Source organism: Shewanella sp. Iso12, from assembly GCF_012030025.1.
GTDB lineage: Bacteria > Pseudomonadota > Gammaproteobacteria > Enterobacterales > Shewanellaceae > Shewanella > Shewanella algae.
In genome coordinates this window covers 79128-95565 of the sequence record NZ_JAAUHW010000010.1, presented here as the reverse complement: position 1 = coordinate 95565, position 16438 = coordinate 79128, and the positions used below count along the sequence as shown (strand labels likewise).

At 55.0% G+C, this 16438-nt stretch carries 11 protein-coding genes; 4 read left to right on the top strand and 7 right to left on the bottom strand.

The window, feature by feature from the left end; all coding sequences use genetic code 11:
* Nucleotides 1-24: 24 nt before the first annotated feature.
* The gene (locus HCX89_RS16150) at nt 25-459 is read right to left on the bottom strand and encodes a hypothetical protein (RefSeq protein ID WP_028780551.1); all 435 of its coding nucleotides are present in this window, start codon (nt 457-459) and stop codon (nt 25-27) included.
* A 511-nt stretch (nt 460-970) separates the two neighbouring features.
* Here HCX89_RS16150 and HCX89_RS16145 point away from each other — a divergent pair.
* Nucleotides 971-1654, top strand: coding sequence for a DUF3157 family protein (locus HCX89_RS16145; protein WP_167716687.1), 684 nt, complete (start codon nt 971-973; stop codon nt 1652-1654).
* Nucleotides 1655-1778: 124 nt separating this feature from the next.
* On the opposite strand, the gene hutH is transcribed toward HCX89_RS16145, so the two are convergent.
* Genes hutH through hutC form a run of 3 tightly spaced genes read right to left on the bottom strand, consistent with a single transcriptional unit; the run spans nt 1779 to nt 5760 of the window.
* On the bottom strand, nt 1779-3320 hold the full coding sequence (hutH, locus tag HCX89_RS16140; RefSeq protein ID WP_071239172.1) for a histidine ammonia-lyase: 1542 nt from the start codon (nt 3318-3320) through the stop codon (nt 1779-1781).
* Nucleotides 3320-4990 carry a urocanate hydratase gene (gene hutU / locus HCX89_RS16135; RefSeq protein WP_167716685.1) on the bottom strand — a complete coding sequence of 557 codons (1671 nt, stop codon included), beginning with the start codon at nt 4988-4990 and terminating at the stop codon, nt 3320-3322. The genes hutH and hutU overlap by 1 nt, the downstream gene beginning before the upstream one ends.
* A gap of 47 nt (nt 4991-5037) precedes the next feature.
* Nucleotides 5038-5760: a histidine utilization repressor gene (gene hutC, locus HCX89_RS16130; protein WP_028780547.1), complete on the bottom strand. Its 723-nt coding sequence runs from the start codon at nt 5758-5760 to the stop codon at nt 5038-5040.
* 146 nt (nt 5761-5906) lie between these two features.
* Here hutC and hutI point away from each other — a divergent pair, with 146 nt between their 5' ends.
* Both hutI and HCX89_RS16120 read left to right on the top strand, forming a co-directional pair.
* Nucleotides 5907-7133, top strand: coding sequence for an imidazolonepropionase (gene hutI, locus HCX89_RS16125; protein WP_167716682.1), 1227 nt, complete (start codon nt 5907-5909; stop codon nt 7131-7133).
* Nucleotides 7134-7454: 321 nt separating this feature from the next.
* Nucleotides 7455-8681: a DUF3644 domain-containing protein gene (locus HCX89_RS16120; protein WP_217351536.1), complete on the top strand. Its 1227-nt coding sequence runs from the start codon at nt 7455-7457 to the stop codon at nt 8679-8681.
* Nucleotides 8682-11191: 2510 nt separating this feature from the next.
* Here the strand turns inward: HCX89_RS16120 and HCX89_RS16115 are convergent.
* Nucleotides 11192-13378, bottom strand: coding sequence for an OsmC domain/YcaO domain-containing protein (locus HCX89_RS16115; protein ID WP_167716680.1), 2187 nt, complete (start codon nt 13376-13378; stop codon nt 11192-11194).
* Between the two features lie 402 nt (nt 13379-13780).
* Here HCX89_RS16115 and hmpA point away from each other — a divergent pair, with 402 nt between their 5' ends.
* Nucleotides 13781-14971 carry an NO-inducible flavohemoprotein gene (gene hmpA, locus HCX89_RS16110; protein ID WP_167716678.1) on the top strand — a complete coding sequence of 397 codons (1191 nt, stop codon included), beginning with the start codon at nt 13781-13783 and terminating at the stop codon, nt 14969-14971.
* A gap of 21 nt (nt 14972-14992) precedes the next feature.
* Here the strand turns inward: hmpA and HCX89_RS16105 are convergent, their stop codons facing one another.
* Both HCX89_RS16105 and HCX89_RS16100 read right to left on the bottom strand, forming a co-directional pair.
* The gene (locus HCX89_RS16105; RefSeq protein WP_025010789.1) at nt 14993-15904 is read right to left on the bottom strand and encodes a cation diffusion facilitator family transporter; all 912 of its coding nucleotides are present in this window, start codon (nt 15902-15904) and stop codon (nt 14993-14995) included.
* A 41-nt stretch (nt 15905-15945) separates the two neighbouring features.
* The gene (locus tag HCX89_RS16100) at nt 15946-16350 is read right to left on the bottom strand and encodes a hypothetical protein (RefSeq protein WP_152134843.1); all 405 of its coding nucleotides are present in this window, start codon (nt 16348-16350) and stop codon (nt 15946-15948) included.
* Nucleotides 16351-16438 lie beyond the last annotated feature (88 nt).

Sequence of the window (16438 nt, the reverse complement as noted above, 5' to 3'; positions counted from 1 at the left end):
CCGTCCGCACAGGAAAACGTGCGCTCAATCACCTTTTAGGGCGAGCACCACTTCGGCACCCAATGGCTGCTGGAAGTGCTCCAGGTGATCTATGGGAAGCCCGGAAATCAATAACTCTCTGTGATTGTGCCAGTCGAGCTTCAACTCATCGTGACGACCGGATACCACCAGCAAACTCGGAAAATGCTCACCCGACTCAAGATCAATCAAGTCCAGATGGCTCTGCCAATGTCCGTGCCCGTGCAGGCTGCAGTTGGAAAAACTGATGTCGGCCTGCCAATCTTTATCCGGCGACCAACTACTCAGTAATATCGATTCCTGACAGTGCTCGCTATGGTCAGGTAGTGTGCCCACCCAACCTGCCACATGGAACAGACTCCATGAGGCCAGCAACAGGTAAAAGCATCCCCCGCCAAATTGCAGTGCCTTCGACAACCAGGCCTTGGTATTCGACGGCATACCCTCTCCAAACTATCAAATAGACTAAGAGTGGGATCATATAGGGGGGTATGCTGTAAGTAAACGCTGACCAAAGAGTTACAAACCTGGCGATTGTTTCATTGAATGGTTTAATTCACCACAAAGCCGGGTGGATGTGTCATAGGACTCTCTACCGCAGCCAAAGCATAAGAGATCATAATGCCCTTACCCTTCAGGCATACCCAGAGCCAAAGTCGCCGACAAGAGAATTCTGACACCCTTTGCAGTCAAGGCTGACACATTAGCGGGCAACAACCTCACCTTATTGCAAAGGACTGGGTCATTTGCTGCGAACCAAGCCTGGTATCCAAGCCGGTAAGTCAACGCAGAGCACACATGAGACTTGTTCGCACCTTCCCCAAGCACAGGCACTCGAACATACAGCCCCAGCTTACTGTATGCCAAGCAACCAAGTTTGTGTTTTTCGTCATTGCCAGGCCAGGTTAGCCCGGTTATTGTTGACCCAGGATTCAGCCAAGCGAATTTTTTCATGTCGAAACAAAATCTTTTCAAACCCAGCTTTGCCGTCAGCGCCCTGGCACTGATACTGAGCTCAAGCTTTGCCATCGCCGAGCCGGCTCAGGTGGCCGAAGTCACTCTTGAAAACGGTGCCAGAGTCATACTCAAAGATGACTTCACCTGGGAGTATGTGCTCACGGAGGCGGTGATCAGCGCCGCCGAACCCGAAGCGACCACTGAAGAAGTGGTTGCCGAGATGCCGAATACGGCTGCCCATACCACAGCCGCCACAGCGGCAGCAGTGGAAATGGCCGCCAAACCAGATCCAAGCAAAACCGCAGTCGTCGAGCAACTGACCCAGAGCGCCATGACCACTCCCGGACTGCTCGGCAAGACAGCCAGAGAAGGGATCAGCGTTTCACTACAGCAAGTGCAGTGGAAAGGCGACAAACTGGGCCTGACCTTCGAGCTTGACAGCAACAGCAGTGAAGATATGGTCGAGGTCCTGATCAGTGCCAGCTTCTATAACGATCAGGGGCGCAAGATGAAAGAAGAGGAGCTGCAGGTCTGGCGTGCCATCAAACGTATGCCGGAAACCTATCTGCGCAAGGGCCAGCAGCGGCAATCCTCGGTGATCTGGGTTGAAGGAGTAGATAAAAACCAGTGGCAGAAGCAGCTGCTGAATCTGAAGATCACAGAATTGGATACCTGGTAGCGCCGGGTATATTGTCTTTTTTCAATAAACAAAGAGCGCCAAATGGCGCTCTTTGTGTTTCTTATACGGACTCTTTTACCGTCAGATGCCAAAGGGCCTGCTGGCCCTTTCGGCGCTTCCCGGCTCAGAGGCTGCTTGGCAGCAGTTCCTTTGGCAGATAGGCGTTATAGCGCCCACTAGCCAGCAGCTCAGTAGCCTTGGTGATATCCGGACCGAAGTACCTGTCCTTGTCATAGAAGGTAACCCGCTCGCGCAGTTCAGCCTTGGCCTTGGCTACAGCCGGGCTTGGCTGCAGCGGTGCCCGGAAATCCAGCCCTTGGGCCGCAGCCAGCAGTTCCACTGCCAGTACTCCGCGGGTGTTTTCCGCCATATCCTTGAGCCTGCGGGCGGCAAAGGTCGCCATGGAAACATGATCTTCCTGGTTGGCCGAGGTCGGCAAGCTGTCGACAGAGGCCGGATGAGCAAAGGTCTTGTTTTCACTGGCCAGTGCCGCAGCTGTCACTTGGGCAATCATAAAGCCCGAGTTAACTCCACCGTTTTCCACCAAGAATGGCGGCAGCTTGGAAAGATTGGAATCGATCAGCAGCGCAATACGGCGCTCACTGATGGCCCCCAGCTCGGCAATCGCCAGCGCCAGATTATCCGCCGCCATGGCCACAGGTTCGGCATGGAAGTTACCGCCTGAGATGATCTCGCCGGTATCTTCAAACACCAGCGGGTTATCTGTCACGCCGTTAGCTTCAATTTCCAGCACTTCGGCCGCTTGACGGATCTGCGTCAGGCAAGCGCCCATCACCTGTGGCTGACAGCGCAGGGAGTAGGGATCCTGCACCTTTTCACAATTGGCGTGTGACTCGGCAATCTCAGAGCCGCTCCCCAGCAGATGACGGAATACTGCCGCCGAGTCTATCTGGCCCTTTTGACCACGCACCGCATGAATTCTCGGGTCGAACGGGCTGCGACTGCCCATGGCCGCCTCGACACTCATGGCGCCGACCACAGAGCCGGCGGCAAACAGGTCCTCGGCATGGAACAAGCCTTCCAGTGCCAGCGCCGTCGAGGCCTGGGTGCCGTTGAGCAGGGCCAGGCCCTCTTTGGCGGCCAATTCAATCTGTTTCAGCCCGGCGATGCTCAAGCCCTCGATGGCGGGCATGATACGCCCCTGATAACGCACTTCGCCCTCGCCTATGATGGGCAGACACATGTGCGACAGCGGCGCCAAGTCGCCCGAGGCTCCCACTGAGCCCTTCTCGGGAACACAAGGGTAGACACCGGCATTGACCAGGGCGATCAGGAAGTTGATCACCTCGAGACGGATCCCGGAAAAACCGCGGGACAGTGAGTTGATCTTCAACACCATCATCAGCCGCACGGTTTCATCCCGCATCAATTGGCCGGTACCGGCGGCGTGGGACAACACGATAGAGCGCTGCAGCAATTCCAGATCCGCCGGGGCAATCTTGGTGTTGGCCAACAGGCCAAAGCCGGTGTTGATGCCGTAAACCGTGCGGCCCTCATCCAAGACTTTTTGCACCACGGCGGCGCTGCTGTTGATGGCCGCCAGCGATTCCGGGTGCAATTGCAGCTGGGTTGGCGCGCGACTGATGCTGCGCAGTTCAGACAGTGTCAGGCTTCCCGGTGTCAGAGTGATTTGAGTGGTCATCATCAGTCCTCCAACATAGGCAGATCCAGGCCCTGCTCTTTGGCGCAGCGCTTGGCAATCTCATAGCCGGCATCGGCGTGACGCATCACGCCCGTGGCCGGATCGTTCCACAATACCCGGGAGACCCGCTTGGCGGCGGCGTCGCTGCCGTCACAGAGGATCACTACCCCGGAGTGCTGACTGAAGCCCATGCCGACACCCCCACCATGGTGCAGCGACACCCAGGTGGCGCCACCGGCGGTATTGAGCAGCGCATTGAGCAGCGGCCAGTCGGAGACTGCATCCGAGCCGTCGAGCATGGATTCGGTTTCCCGGTTGGGACTGGCCACAGAGCCGGAATCCAGATGATCCCTGCCTATGACCACAGGCGCCGACAGCTCGCCGTTTTTCACCATTTCGTTGAAGGCCAGCGCCAGACGGGCGCGGTCTTTGAGGCCAACCCAGCAAATACGGGCCGGCAGCCCCTGGAAGGCGATACGTTCACGGGCCATATCCAGCCAGTTGTGCAGGTGTGGGTCGTCCGGGATCAGCTCTTTCACCTTCTGATCTGTCTTGTAGATATCCTCAGGGTCACCACTGAGCGCCGCCCAGCGGAACGGGCCAATGCCTTCACAGAACAGCGGCCTGATATAGGCGGGAACAAAACCGGGGAAATCGAAGGCGTTGGCCACGCCTTCGTCAAACGCCATCTGGCGGATGTTATTGCCATAGTCCAGGGTCGCGGCGCCGCGGCTTTGCAGCGCAAGCATGGCCTGAACCTGCACCGCCATGGAAGCCTTGGCGGCCTTGACCACAACGGCCTCGTCTTTGAGGCGCATCTCCTTGGCCTGCTCCAGCGTCCAGCCCTGAGGCAGATAGCCATTCAGCGGATCGTGCGCCGAAGTTTGGTCTGTCACCACATCCGGAGTAATGCCGCGCTCAACCAGCTCACTGAAGATATCGGCGGCATTGCCCAGCAAACCCACGGAAACCGGCTTGCCCTCGGCCTTGGCGGCTTCCAGCATCGCCAGTGCTTCGTCCAGGCTATGGGCCTTCTTGTCCAGATAACGGGTACGCAGACGAAAATCGATACGGGTCTCGTCTACTTCACAGGCCAGCACAGAGAAACCGGCCATGGTACCGGCCAGAGGCTGGGCACCGCCCATACCGCCCAGGCCACCGGTCAGGATCCAGCGGCCCTTGGCGTCACCGTCGAAATGCTGCTTGGCCACGGCCACAAAGGTTTCGTAGGTGCCCTGGACTATGCCTTGGGTACCTATGTAGATCCAGGAGCCGGCGGTCATCTGGCCGTACATAGCCAACCCTTGCTTGTCCAACTCGTTGAAGTGTTCCCAGTTGGCCCAGTGGGGTACCAGGTTGGAGTTGGCGATCAGCACCCTGGGGGCATCGCTATGGGTCTTGAATACTCCCACCGGCTTGCCGGATTGCACCAGCAAGGTTTCATCCTCTTCCAGACGCTTGAGCACCTCGACGATTTTGTCGAAGCACTGCCAATCGCGGGCGGCGCGACCTATGCCGCCGTAAACCACCAGATCCTCGGGGCGCTCGGCCACATCCGGATGCAGGTTGTTCATCAGCATTCTGAGCGGCGCTTCGGTCTGCCAGCTCTTGCAGTTCAGAGTGGTGCCGGTCGGCGCAATGATTTTGCGCGCCGGATCATGTCTCTTATCCATAAACTTCCATTCCTCTGTTGCTTGTCTTGTGGTTTATTTTGTTGTTTTTATTTAGGTTTATGTTCGCCTCTGAAGGTCAAATGCCCTCCGAGACGGAAGCGGCTGCCTGGATGGATCAGCCGGGCAAAACTCACCACCCCCTGGCGTGACCAGGTGCGGCGCAGTATCTGTAAACAGGGCTCGCTGGCGGGAATCGCCAAGCGGGCGCGTATCTGTTCATTGGCGACTATCGCCTCTATGGTGTGGCGTGCTTCGGTCAAAGGCGCCACCTGCGACAGATATTCATGAGGGGTCTGCAAATTGAAATCCTGCTGCAGATAGTCGGGGATTAACTGGGGATTCACGAAGCGCTCTTCGAGCTGTAGCGGCAACCCCTCTTCACAATGCACCAGCACCGAGTAAAACACCCGGCTGCCGGTCTCCAGTCCCAGGGCGATGGCGATAGGCGCCAGGGCCTCTATGGCGGTCAGCTCCAACACCTGCACGCTGTAACCATGGCCGCGGGCCTTGATCTCATCGGCGATATTACGGATAGACAACATGGATGACTGCGACTTGAACTCGGCCACAAAGGTACCCAGCCCCTGACTGCGCTCCAGCACGCCGTTGTCCACCAGCTCGGTCAATGCCCGTCTGGCCGTCATCCGGCTGCACTCAAACAGCTCCGCCAGTTGGTTTTCGGAAGGCACCCTGGAGTGCTCCACCCATTCGCCTGACTCAATGCGGTCTGAGATGTACTGTTTAATGCGGGCGAACTTGGCTGTGCTCATCGAATCGACTCTGTGTTGGTTTCAATCTGCTGAAAAACTCGGCTATAATCCTAGCTTGTATATACAAGTAAATACAAGTTAGCTCACAAAATCACGGCGGTTGCCGCCACCGCGGCCGGCTTTAAGGCAAACAACAAGGAGCAAGCATGTCCTGGGATCAGGTTTGGATAGATATCAATATTGCCACTATGGACCCTTCTGTATCAGAGGCTTATGGTGCCATCACCGACGCAGCCCTGGCAGTAAAAGATGGTAAAATAGCCTGGATTGGCAAGCGCAGCGAACTGCCTGCCTTCGACGTGCTGGCAACTCCGGTTTACAAGGGCAAAGGCGGCTGGCTGACGCCCGGGTTGATAGATGCCCATACCCATCTGGTGTTTGCCGGTAACCGCGCCAACGAGTTCGAGCTGCGTCTCAAGGGCGCCAGCTATGAAGAAATCGCCCGTGCCGGTGGCGGCATTATCAGCACGGTCAAGGCCTGCCGAGAGGCCAGCGAGGCCGAACTGTTCGACGAGGCTCGTCGCCGTCTCAACGCCCTGGCCAAGGAAGGGGTTACTACGGTGGAGATAAAGTCGGGCTACGGGCTGGAAACCGCCACCGAACTCAAGTTGCTCAGGGTCGCCCGCGAGCTGGGTAAACACCACCATGTGGATGTGGTCACCACCTTCCTGGGCGCCCACGCCTTCCCTCCAGAATATCAAGGCCGGGAGCAGGAATATGTGCAACTGGTAATCGAGGAGATGCTGCCTCAGGTATTGGCGGAAGATCTCGCCGATGCCGTCGATGTGTTTTGTGAAAATATCGCCTTCGACCTGCAACAGACAAAAGCCATTCTCAGCGCCGCCAAGGCCAAAGGGCTGGATATCAAGTTGCACGCCGAGCAGCTCTCCAACATGGGCGGCTCAATACTGGCCGCCCGTCTGGGGGCCAAGTCTGTGGATCATATCGAGTATCTGGATGAAGCCGGGGTCAAGGCCCTGGCCGAGAGCGGCACCTGCGCCACCTTGTTGCCCGGCGCCTTTTACTTCTTGCGGGAAACCCAGATGCCACCGATAGCCTTGTTGCGCCAATATCAGGTGCCCATGGTGCTGGCCAGCGACTTCAACCCAGGGACTTCCCCCATCTGCTCAACCCTGTTGATGCTCAACCTGGGCTGCACCCTGTTCCGCCTGACGCCGGAAGAAGCCTTGGCCGGTGTCACCCGCAACGCCGCCCGCGCTCTGGGTCGCGAACAGCGCATAGGCATGCTGCGCCAGGGAATGGATGCCGACTTCTGCCTGTGGCGGATCTCAACTCCAGCCGAACTCGCCTACAGCTACGGCGTGAATCCGTTGGTGGATGTCATCAAGGGGGGCAAACTTATTCATCAATAAGTTTGGCAAGTGATTGGATGGCAGGTCACCGACCTGCTATCGGCTTGCGCACCGACATCCCAGCGCCAGGGAATAGCTGCACAGCTCAACCTCATCAGTTTTAACTGGACTAATCTGAATCCAATCTGTCAGTTTCGTTTCCTTGACGTGACAATAGCTGACAGATTGCTCGAGATTGGTTCTGCCCCATTGTGATTCATCAGTGTGATTTTGGGCTAAATCTGGCATGCAAAGATTGACCAAATTTTAGTAATGCTGAAAAGTGTCTATTGTTCTAGGGGCTTACCAATAACTTGCTTCTATCAAAATCTACAGAAGGATGTGAATAAATTGGCAAGGAATAATAACCAGATCGCGTTGGCTGATGTTTTAAGGGAGTTTGAAGACAACGGCACTACCTTTACCGCTGAGATGGTAGCCCAACGCACCACGTATAGTAAAAACTCCATCAACAAGTACATTAATGAGAAGTTGCTTGATAAGTACATTTTTCATGCTGGTTCTCGTACCAAATACCGTATTGAAGGGATAAGCGCCTTATCAAATGACGCATTCCTTGCGGTAATGAGTCAGTCAGCAAAGGTTAAGCAGAAAACACCTGAAGAGTACTTTCACGACAAACTGGTTAGTCGGAGCCTCGATGCATTCACTTTGGCGCTGGAGGTATATAACCGCCCAAGTATGAAAAATCGTGTTGAAGCCTTTGCAATCATGATGGTCAATGCTTGGGAACTACTACTTAAAGCAGAAATCCTCAAGGCTGAAGGGTATGAAAGAATCTTTTACGATGGGGATAAAAGTATATCCATTTCAGATGCGGTTAAACGGAGGCTGCAAGAAAAAGATCCCGTCAGAATCAATTTAGAGACGATTATTGATTTACGTGACCACGCCATCCATTTGCTGATACCAGAGTTACAACCACAATTATCCCGACTTTTTCAAGCAACTGTTCTGAACTATCAAACACGTTATAGAAACGAAATGGGGAATGCGCCTCTTGCTGGACAAAGTGTGGGTATGCTGAGTTTGGTAGTAGATGGCCCCGCTCCAGAAGTAGCATTAATTCAAAAGTTGTATGGTAAACATGCTGCTCAATCAGTAGCCAAATTCATTCAACGTTTTGACGAAACAACGAAGAAAATTGATTCTACAGAGTTCTCAATCCCTGTTGATTACAGGCTTGCTCTCGTTAAACGAGAAGATGACAGTGATCTGTCGCTTAGTGTTGGTGATACCGGTGAAGGGGCTATTATCATCACGAAGACTAAAGATCCAGATGCTACTCACCCCTATCATATGAGCAAGGCCATTGACGAAATAAACAAACGGCAGGCAACCATTTCAATTAAGAGTGGCGCTTTTCAGGCCGTGTTGAATAAACACAAAATTAATAATCAGACAAAGTCCGATATGCGTTGGGTGATTGATGGAAGGCCTCGCTATTCTGAAAAATTCATCAGATGGTTTGTAGACAACTTAAAGCAACCCCAGTGGCTGGAATCGGCTAAGGAATTTAGGCGCAACCAACTTAGGAACAAGCGCTGATATGTTAGATACAAAAAACATACAGGACATCCTAAATACTTTCTGAGCTGCAAGGAAGCTCGTTGCAGGGGCCAGTCTCTGACAAGTAACGACAGAAAAGATTTGGCTGTCCTGTCTTTCCCCAACTACTCAGTGCTAATAGAATTGCACCAATTCCCCCCTCGGTGTCGCCGAAAGCCGTTGGCGCAAATAACGTGGCTGAGGCATGGATGCCGAAGCAGCGACAGTCGAATCAGGGATGAGCGTCTGAAGCGGTAGTTATTTGCGCCATTAGGCCGAGGGGCTTTCGACACCGTGTGGGGCGGCAAGGGAGATCCAAGAGGGGATTGCTGTTGATCCCTTCTTGGTCGGGTGTGGGGCGAAGCTCCACGACTTTAGGCCGCTGGCACAGCGGCTATCATAGCTTCGCTTCTAGCTAAAAGTTCCTAAGTTAGTACTGCCCTAGCTTCCGGCCACGGTGTAGCCCATCACCTGCGGTGCGCTCTCGCACAGGCGATCCTGTGACACGCTACAAGTACGTCCGTGTAAGCTCTGCCTCGCCATCCCTGGCTCGGAAGGTCACAGTTCCGCCTGTGCCTGGAAATGAGGCGTATATCTGCAGATTTATCAAATGTTTCAAACCACTCAGTGCTAACAGAGTTGCACCAATCCCCCTTCGGAGCCGCCGCTGGTGTTGTTGCAAATTGGCGTAGCCGAGGCAGGGATGTCGAGGCTCGAAGGTCGAGCACGGATGCGAGTCCTGAGTGTAGCCAATTTGCTTCATAAGCCAGCGGGGATTTCGGCTACGTCGGGGGTCGCTGGGGGTTTGGAAAGGGGGCGAGTCGATACAGCCCCCTTTTCTCGGGTGTGGGGCGAAGCTCCACGACTTTAGGCCGCTGGCACAGCGGCTATCATGGCTTTAAGCCAAAAATCACCAATAAACTTGGTCTTAGCTGCTCGCAAAATTGCAGCCCATCACCTGCGGTGCGCTCTCGCACAGGCGATCCTGCGACACGCTGCGAGTACATCCTTGTAAGCTCTGCCTCGCCATCCCTGGCTCGGAAGGTCACAGTTCCGCCTGTGCCTGGAATTAGGCGTATATCTGCAGCTGAATACGACACTTTGGGATGAGGAATTGCACCGACTCCCCCTCGGTGTCGCCGAAAGCCGTTGGCGCAAATAACGTGGCTGAGGCATGGATGCCGAAGCAGCGACAGTCGAATCAGGGATGAGCGTCTGAAGCGGTAGTTATTTGCGCCATTAGGCCGAGGGGCTTTCGACACCGTGTGGGGCGGCAAGGGAGATCCAAGAGGGGATTGCTGTTGATCCCTTCTTGGTCGGGTGTGGGGCGAAGCTCCACGACTTTAGGCCGCTGGCACAGCGGTTAACATAGCTTCCAGCTAAAAGTATCTAAGTTAGTATTAGCCGAGCTTCCGGCCATGATGCAGCCGATCACCTGCGGTGCGCTCTCGCACAGGCGATCCTGCGACACGCTGCGAGTACATCCTTGTAAGCTCTGCCTCGCCATCCCTGGCTCGGAAGGTCACAGTTCCGCCTGTGCCTGGAATTAGGCGTATGCCTGTGGGTCTATCTGCAACTTCAAGCAACGCTATCATTACAGAATTGCACCGCTACCCCTTCGGAGCCGCCGCTGGCGTTGTTGCAAATTTGCGTAGCCGAGACAGGGATGTCGAGGCTCGAAGGTCGAGCAAGGATGCGAGTCCTGAGTGTAGCCAATTGGCTTCATAAGCCAGCGGGGATTTCGGCTACGTCGGGGTGTCCTTGGGGATGCAAGGGGCTTTGGACAAGCAAAGCCCCTTGCCCGGTGTGGTGTGGAACACCACGACTTGAGGCCGCTGGCACAGCGGCTATCATAGCTTCCAGCTAAAAGTGTCTAAGCTCGTATTGGCCGAATTTCCGGCCACGATGTAACCCATCACCTGCGGTGCGCTTTTCGCACAGGCGATCCTGTGACACGCTACAAGTACGTCCGTGTAAGCTCTGCCTCGCCATCCCTGACTCGGAAGGTCACAGTTCCGCCTGTGCCTGGAATTAGGCGTATGCCTGTGGGTCTATCTGCAACTTCAAGCAACGCTATCATTACAGAATTGCACCGCTACCCCTTCGGAGCCGCTGCTGGTGTTGTTGCAAATTGGCGTAGCCGAGACAGGGATGTTGAGGCTCGAAGGTCGAGCAAGGATGCGAGTCCTGAGTGTAGCCAATTGGCTTCATAAGCCAGCGGGGATTTCCGCTGCGTCGCGGGTCGCTGGGGGTTTGGAAAGGGGGCGAGTCGATACAGCCCCCTTTCCTCGGGTGTGGGGCGAAGCCCCACGATTTGAGGCCGCTGGCACAGCGGCTAACACAACCAACTTCCCGCTATGCGGCAACCGCAACTATTACTGTGCTAACAGCTAATGAAGCATTTATCTGGGTTGGCATAAGCCAAAGAAAAAAGCCAATCCATGAGGATTGGCTTTCGATTCAGTGCAAATAAGGATTATCAAGGGGCAAACACGCCCCTTGAACTTAAACTACTTCTTGGCGGCCAGCTTAGCCCTTGCAGCATGCAGCTTCTTGTAGCTTTCGATCAGCCGCTGGTGTTTTTCCAGGCCTTCGAGCTGCATATTGGTTGGGGTCAGGCCGTAGAAGCGCACTGTGCCATTGACCGAACCAATGGCGGCATCCAGGGTTTCCTGGCCGAACATACGCCCTAAGTTGTACCGGTAGTCGTCCAGCTCGAGTTCATCGTCCAGGCTGATCTCCAACACCGCCTGCAGGCATTGATAGAAGAGGCCACGAGCGACGGTATTGTTGTTGTACTGCAGGAAGGTTTCGGTCAGCTCCAGCGCTTCTTCCAGCTCACCTATGGCCAGGCAGATCAGTAATCTGAGTTCGAGTATCGTCAGTTGGCCCCAGACGGTGTTTTCATCAAACTCTATGCCTATCAGGGTGATGATATCCGTGTAGATATCCAATTGGCTGTCTTCGAGGCGCTCGGACAGGCTTTGCAGTTGGCTGTCGCTGAGGCGATGCAGGTTAAGAATATCTTCTCGGTAGTCCAGCGCTTTATTGGTGTTGTCCCAAATCAGATCCGATACCGGATACACCTCGGAGAAGTCTGGCACCAGGATCCGGCAGGCATTGCCTATCTCGGTAAACTCGGCGATATAGACCTCTTTGCCCATCTCTTCAAGAATCCCGAACAGGCTCTGGCTCTCTTCGGCGTTGCTGCCGGAGAAGTCCCATTCGACAAACTCATAGTCCGGCTTGCTGCTGAAGAAGCGCCAGGAGATCACCCCGCTGGAGTCGATAAAGTGTTCAACAAAGTTCTCCGGCTCCTGCACCGCCATGCTGTTGAAAGTAGGCTTTTGCACATCGTTTAGGCCCTCGAAACTGCGGCCCTGCAGCAGTTCGGTGAGGCTGCGCTCCAGCGCCACCTCAAAACTGGGGTGGGCGCCGAAGGAGGCAAATACGCCGCCGGTGCGGGGGTTCATCAGGGTCACACACATGACGGGGAACTGGCCACCGAGGGAGGCATCCTTGATCACCAGCGGAAAGCCCTGCGCCTCCAGCGCCTCTATGCCGGCCACTATCGAAGGATACTTGGCCAGCACGGCTTTCGGCACCTCAGGCAGAACCAGCTCCTCTTCTATGATGCGGCGCTTCACCGCCCGCTCGAAGATCTCGGACAGACACTGCACCTTGGCCTCATCCAGATTGTTACCTGCGCTCATGCCGTTGCTGAGATACAGGTTTTCAATCAGGTTTGAGGGGAAATACACTGTCTCGCCATCGGACTGACGCACATAGGGAATGGCGCAGATGCCGCGTTCGACATTGCCCGAGTTGGTGTCGATAAGGTTGGAGCCGCAGAGCTCACCATCCGGGTTGTAGATTTCCAGGCAATAGTCATCGAGGATCCCGGCTGGCAGCTCATCGTTGGGGCCGGGCTGGAACCACTTCTCATTGGGATAATGAACAAATTCGGCGTTGGCGATCTCGGGGCCGAAATACTGGTCGTTGTAGAAAAAGTTGCAGCTGAGACGCTCGATAAACTCGCCCAGAGCCGAGCAGAGCGCGCTCTCTTTGGTTGCGCCCTTGCCGTTGGTAAAACACTTGGGCGAAGCGGCGTCACGGATATGCAGCGACCAAACGTTGGGCACCAGGTTACGCCAGGAGGAGATCTCTATCTTCATCCCCAGTTCGGCCAAGGTGTTGGTCATGTTGGCTATGGTCTGCTCCAACGGCAGATCCTTACCCAGAATAAAGGTGCTGTGGCTGTCATCCGGCTTAAGCATCAGCATCGCCTGGGCGTCCTGATCCAGGTTATCCACGGTTTCCAACTGGAACTCGGGGCCGGTCTGAACCACTTTCTTCACAGTGCAGCGGTCGATGGAACGCACTATGCCTTCACGGTCTTTGTCAGAGATGGTGTCCGGCAGTTCCACCTGAATCTTGAAGATCTGGTTATAACGGTTTTCCGGGTCGACTATGTTGTTTTGCGACAGGCGAATGCCTTCGGTAGGAATATCGCGGGCGACACAGTACACCTTCACAAAATAGGCGGCGCACAGCGCTGATGAAGCCAGAAAGTAGTCGAACGGGCTCGGTGCCGAGCCATCACCCTTGTAGCGGATTGGCTGGTCGGCAATAACACTGAAGTCATCAAACTTGGCTTCGAGTCTGAGGTTGTCGAGAAAATTTACTTTGATTTCCATTGGATAGTTCCGAGTTCCGGCGGGGTTTCCCGCTCGCCCGATGACACTCGCCGCAGCGGTAAAACCGGCGACCGGCTGTGATCTGGGTCAAATTGAGCAAAATTGGGGGAATTATCCGCTTTTTAGCGGCAAAAGTCATTGTTGGCCAAGACTGTTGGCCACTGAAGGTAACTTGGCACCGGCAGCAGAGAAACGAACCAAAGAAGCAAACCAGAGATACGAACAAGCCAGAATCAGGATCCAGATACGATAAAACATAGATATACATCACGCACACGAGTGTTTTTGCGAACCATGCTGAATGCCTGACAGATCCAGTCAGGATTTTTATTGATCTAAATCAAATGCATGTTTATTTTATCGCGGAACATATAACTTAAATGAATCTTTGAGGTTGTCTTTATGTTGGATCAACACACTATCCAAGTGGTCAAGAGTACTATTCCCCTGCTGGTTGCCGCCGGCCCAGAGTTGACCAAACACTTCTATCAGCGCATGTTCCACCACAATCCTGAATTGAAAGATGTGTTCAACCTGGCTCATCAGCATAAGGGCGATCAGCCTGTAGCCTTGTTCAATGCCGTCGCCGCCTATGCCCAACATATCGACAATCTGGCTGTTCTCGGTGAAGCCGTGGAAAGAATTGCCCAGAAACACACAGGCTTTCTGATCAAACCCGAGCAATACGCCATAGTCGGCAAGCATCTACTAGCCACTCTGGAAGAACTCGGTGGCGATGCCGTCACGCCAGAGGTACTGGGCGCCTGGGAGAAGGCTTATGGGGTGTTGGCCAATATCTTTATTGGCCGCGAAGCACAGATTTATGCCGATGCCGCAGGCAAACAAGGAGGTTGGAGCGGCACCCGCACCTTTGTTGTCAGCAACAAACGCCGCGAGTCTGCCGCCATTACCTCCTTCGAACTCACGTCCAAGGATGGCGGCCCTGTGGCCGATTTTAAGCCGGGGCAATACCTGAACCTCAAACTCAGCCATCCGGCGCTGGCCCATACCGAGATCCGCCAATACTCATTGTCGGATGCCCCCAACGGCCGCAACTATCGCATCAGCGTTAAACGTGAAAACGAAGGATTGGTTTCCAACCTGCTGCATAATGAATTCAATATCGGCAGCGAGCTTGAGCTGATCCCGCCGGCGGGGGATTTTTTCCTGAATACTGAGCCTGACACCCGGGTTGTGCTGCTATCTGCCGGAGTTGGTCTGACGCCTATGCTGAGCATGTTAAACAGCCGCCTGCAGCAAGACTGCGCCGAGACACTATGGCTGCATGCCTGTGAAAATGGCGCCCAGCACGCTTTTGCCGAAGAGATACGCCGCAAACAGGCCGAGCAGACAAATCTCAAGGCGCTGACCTGGTATCGCCAGCCGCTTGAGACTGATATTCAGGGACAGGATTATGACCTGAATGGCACCATGGTGCTGGAACCGATAGCGGCCATGCTGCCGTCCGAGGGCCAATTCTACTGCTGTGGCCCCATAGGCTTTATGCAGAGCATCAAGGCGCAGTTGCTGGCCCTGGGTATTGAGGAAGCGCAGATCCACTACGAAGTGTTCGGCCCCCATCAAGGGCTCTGATGCAGCCACGCGGGCGCCGCTTCAGGCGCCCTGTTGCAGTAAGCCTTCTTCTTCGGGCTGCTCTTCCAGCGGCTCCACATGGATAAACACCGCCGCATGGGGGATGGCAGCCATCAAGGCCTGCTCGATACGGTCACAAATGGCATGGGAATGGCCAACGCTCATCTCCTTGGGCAAGGTCAGATGGAAGTCGATATGACGCCGCCGGCCCGCCTGACGGCCGCGCAAGTCGTGAAAGCCCCCTTCGTTTGGACAGTGGTGCGCGATTATCTCGGCGGCCTGGTTAAGCTCCTCTTCGCTGATGCTGTGATCCAGCAGCGGCTTGAAGGCCTGATCCAGCATGCTTATCGCTTCTTTGAGAATAAACAGCGCCACCCCTATGGCCACTATGGGATCCAGCAGCGCCAGATTATGGCCAAAATAGCCACCCACCCAGATGAGCAGCAGCCCCACGGCTACCCCGAGGGAGGTGAGCACATCGGCCTTAAGGTGCAGGGCATCGGCCTCAAGCGCCACCGATTGTTCTTCCCTGGCCACCCGGTAGAGATAGGCACTGACGCCTGTGTTAACCAGCGCCGACAATAGCATCACTAATACCCCCCAGCCCAGGCCTTCTACCTCTGAGGGGCTGAGCAACTTGCCGACAGCCTCGAAAATAATCCAGCCGGCCGCCGCCAAAATCAACAGCGCCTCAATAACCCCGGAAACATTCTCTATCTTGTCGTGGCCGTAGGGATGATCCCAGTCAGGCGGCACATCGGCGCGGCGCACGGCAAACAGGGCGATCAAGGCCGCCACCAAATCCATGGCGGAGTGAATCGCTTCTGAAATGATACTGACCGAACCACTGACAATACCCGCCGCCACCTTCATGATGATCAGCGAAATATTGGAGCAGACCGAGACCATGGCGGCTCTGGCTTTTCTGGACATCTATTGTTCCCCCTTAATACGGCTTGGGAATTGGACTATCGTCAGTCAAGGGTGATTACCTGGGCTCGTGCGCCCTCGCCCCGGTCAATCAACAGCAAAATCAGGCCAAACAACACTTGTGTCGGCAATAGCAACACTAGCCAACTGCTCCACAGCAGGCTGTCGTCGACCCGAATGGCAAACTTGAGTTGCAACGCCAGCAAAGCAAGCAGCCAGAGCGCAAAACAACGAAAACGGCAAAAGAAGCTGCCAAGGCCCATGAGCCACAGCAACCAAATAGGCTCCGGCCACCAACCGGCCCCCTCTGGAGTCAATTGCCCGGGCAGTTCGGCGCCGCTGAAATAGAGTTTACCGACCACGGCCGTGTCGCCTATCTCGGCGGCCAGGGTAAAACTCGTGGCCAACCAAGCCATTAGCAGCAACAAACGTGCAGATGAAAAACGCATGCGGGCCCAACCAACAAACCAAAGGGCCCGATAGTGTATGACAATAGAAAAAGTTCAACAATAGCTTATAGTTAGAACAAAAACGGAA

Bases quoted from the DNA above. Each gene is read 5' to 3' on its own strand.
- HCX89_RS16115 (WP_167716680.1), bottom strand. From the start codon at position 13,378: ATGGAAATCAAAGTAAATTTTCTCGACAACCTCAGACTCGAAGCCAAG.
- HCX89_RS16145 (WP_167716687.1), top strand. From the start codon at position 971: ATGTCGAAACAAAATCTTTTCAAACCCAGCTTTGCCGTCAGCGCCCTG.
- hutU (WP_167716685.1), bottom strand. From the start codon at position 4,990: ATGGATAAGAGACATGATCCGGCGCGCAAAATCATTGCGCCGACCGGC.
- hutH (WP_071239172.1), bottom strand. From the start codon at position 3,320: ATGATGACCACTCAAATCACTCTGACACCGGGAAGCCTGACACTGTCT.
- hutC (WP_028780547.1), bottom strand. From the start codon at position 5,760: ATGAGCACAGCCAAGTTCGCCCGCATTAAACAGTACATCTCAGACCGC.
- hmpA (WP_167716678.1), top strand. From the start codon at position 13,781: ATGTTGGATCAACACACTATCCAAGTGGTCAAGAGTACTATTCCCCTG.
- HCX89_RS16105 (WP_025010789.1), bottom strand. From the start codon at position 15,904: ATGTCCAGAAAAGCCAGAGCCGCCATGGTCTCGGTCTGCTCCAATATT.
- HCX89_RS16100 (WP_152134843.1), bottom strand. From the start codon at position 16,350: ATGCGTTTTTCATCTGCACGTTTGTTGCTGCTAATGGCTTGGTTGGCC.
- hutI (WP_167716682.1), top strand. From the start codon at position 5,907: ATGTCCTGGGATCAGGTTTGGATAGATATCAATATTGCCACTATGGAC.
- HCX89_RS16150 (WP_028780551.1), bottom strand. From the start codon at position 459: ATGCCGTCGAATACCAAGGCCTGGTTGTCGAAGGCACTGCAATTTGGC.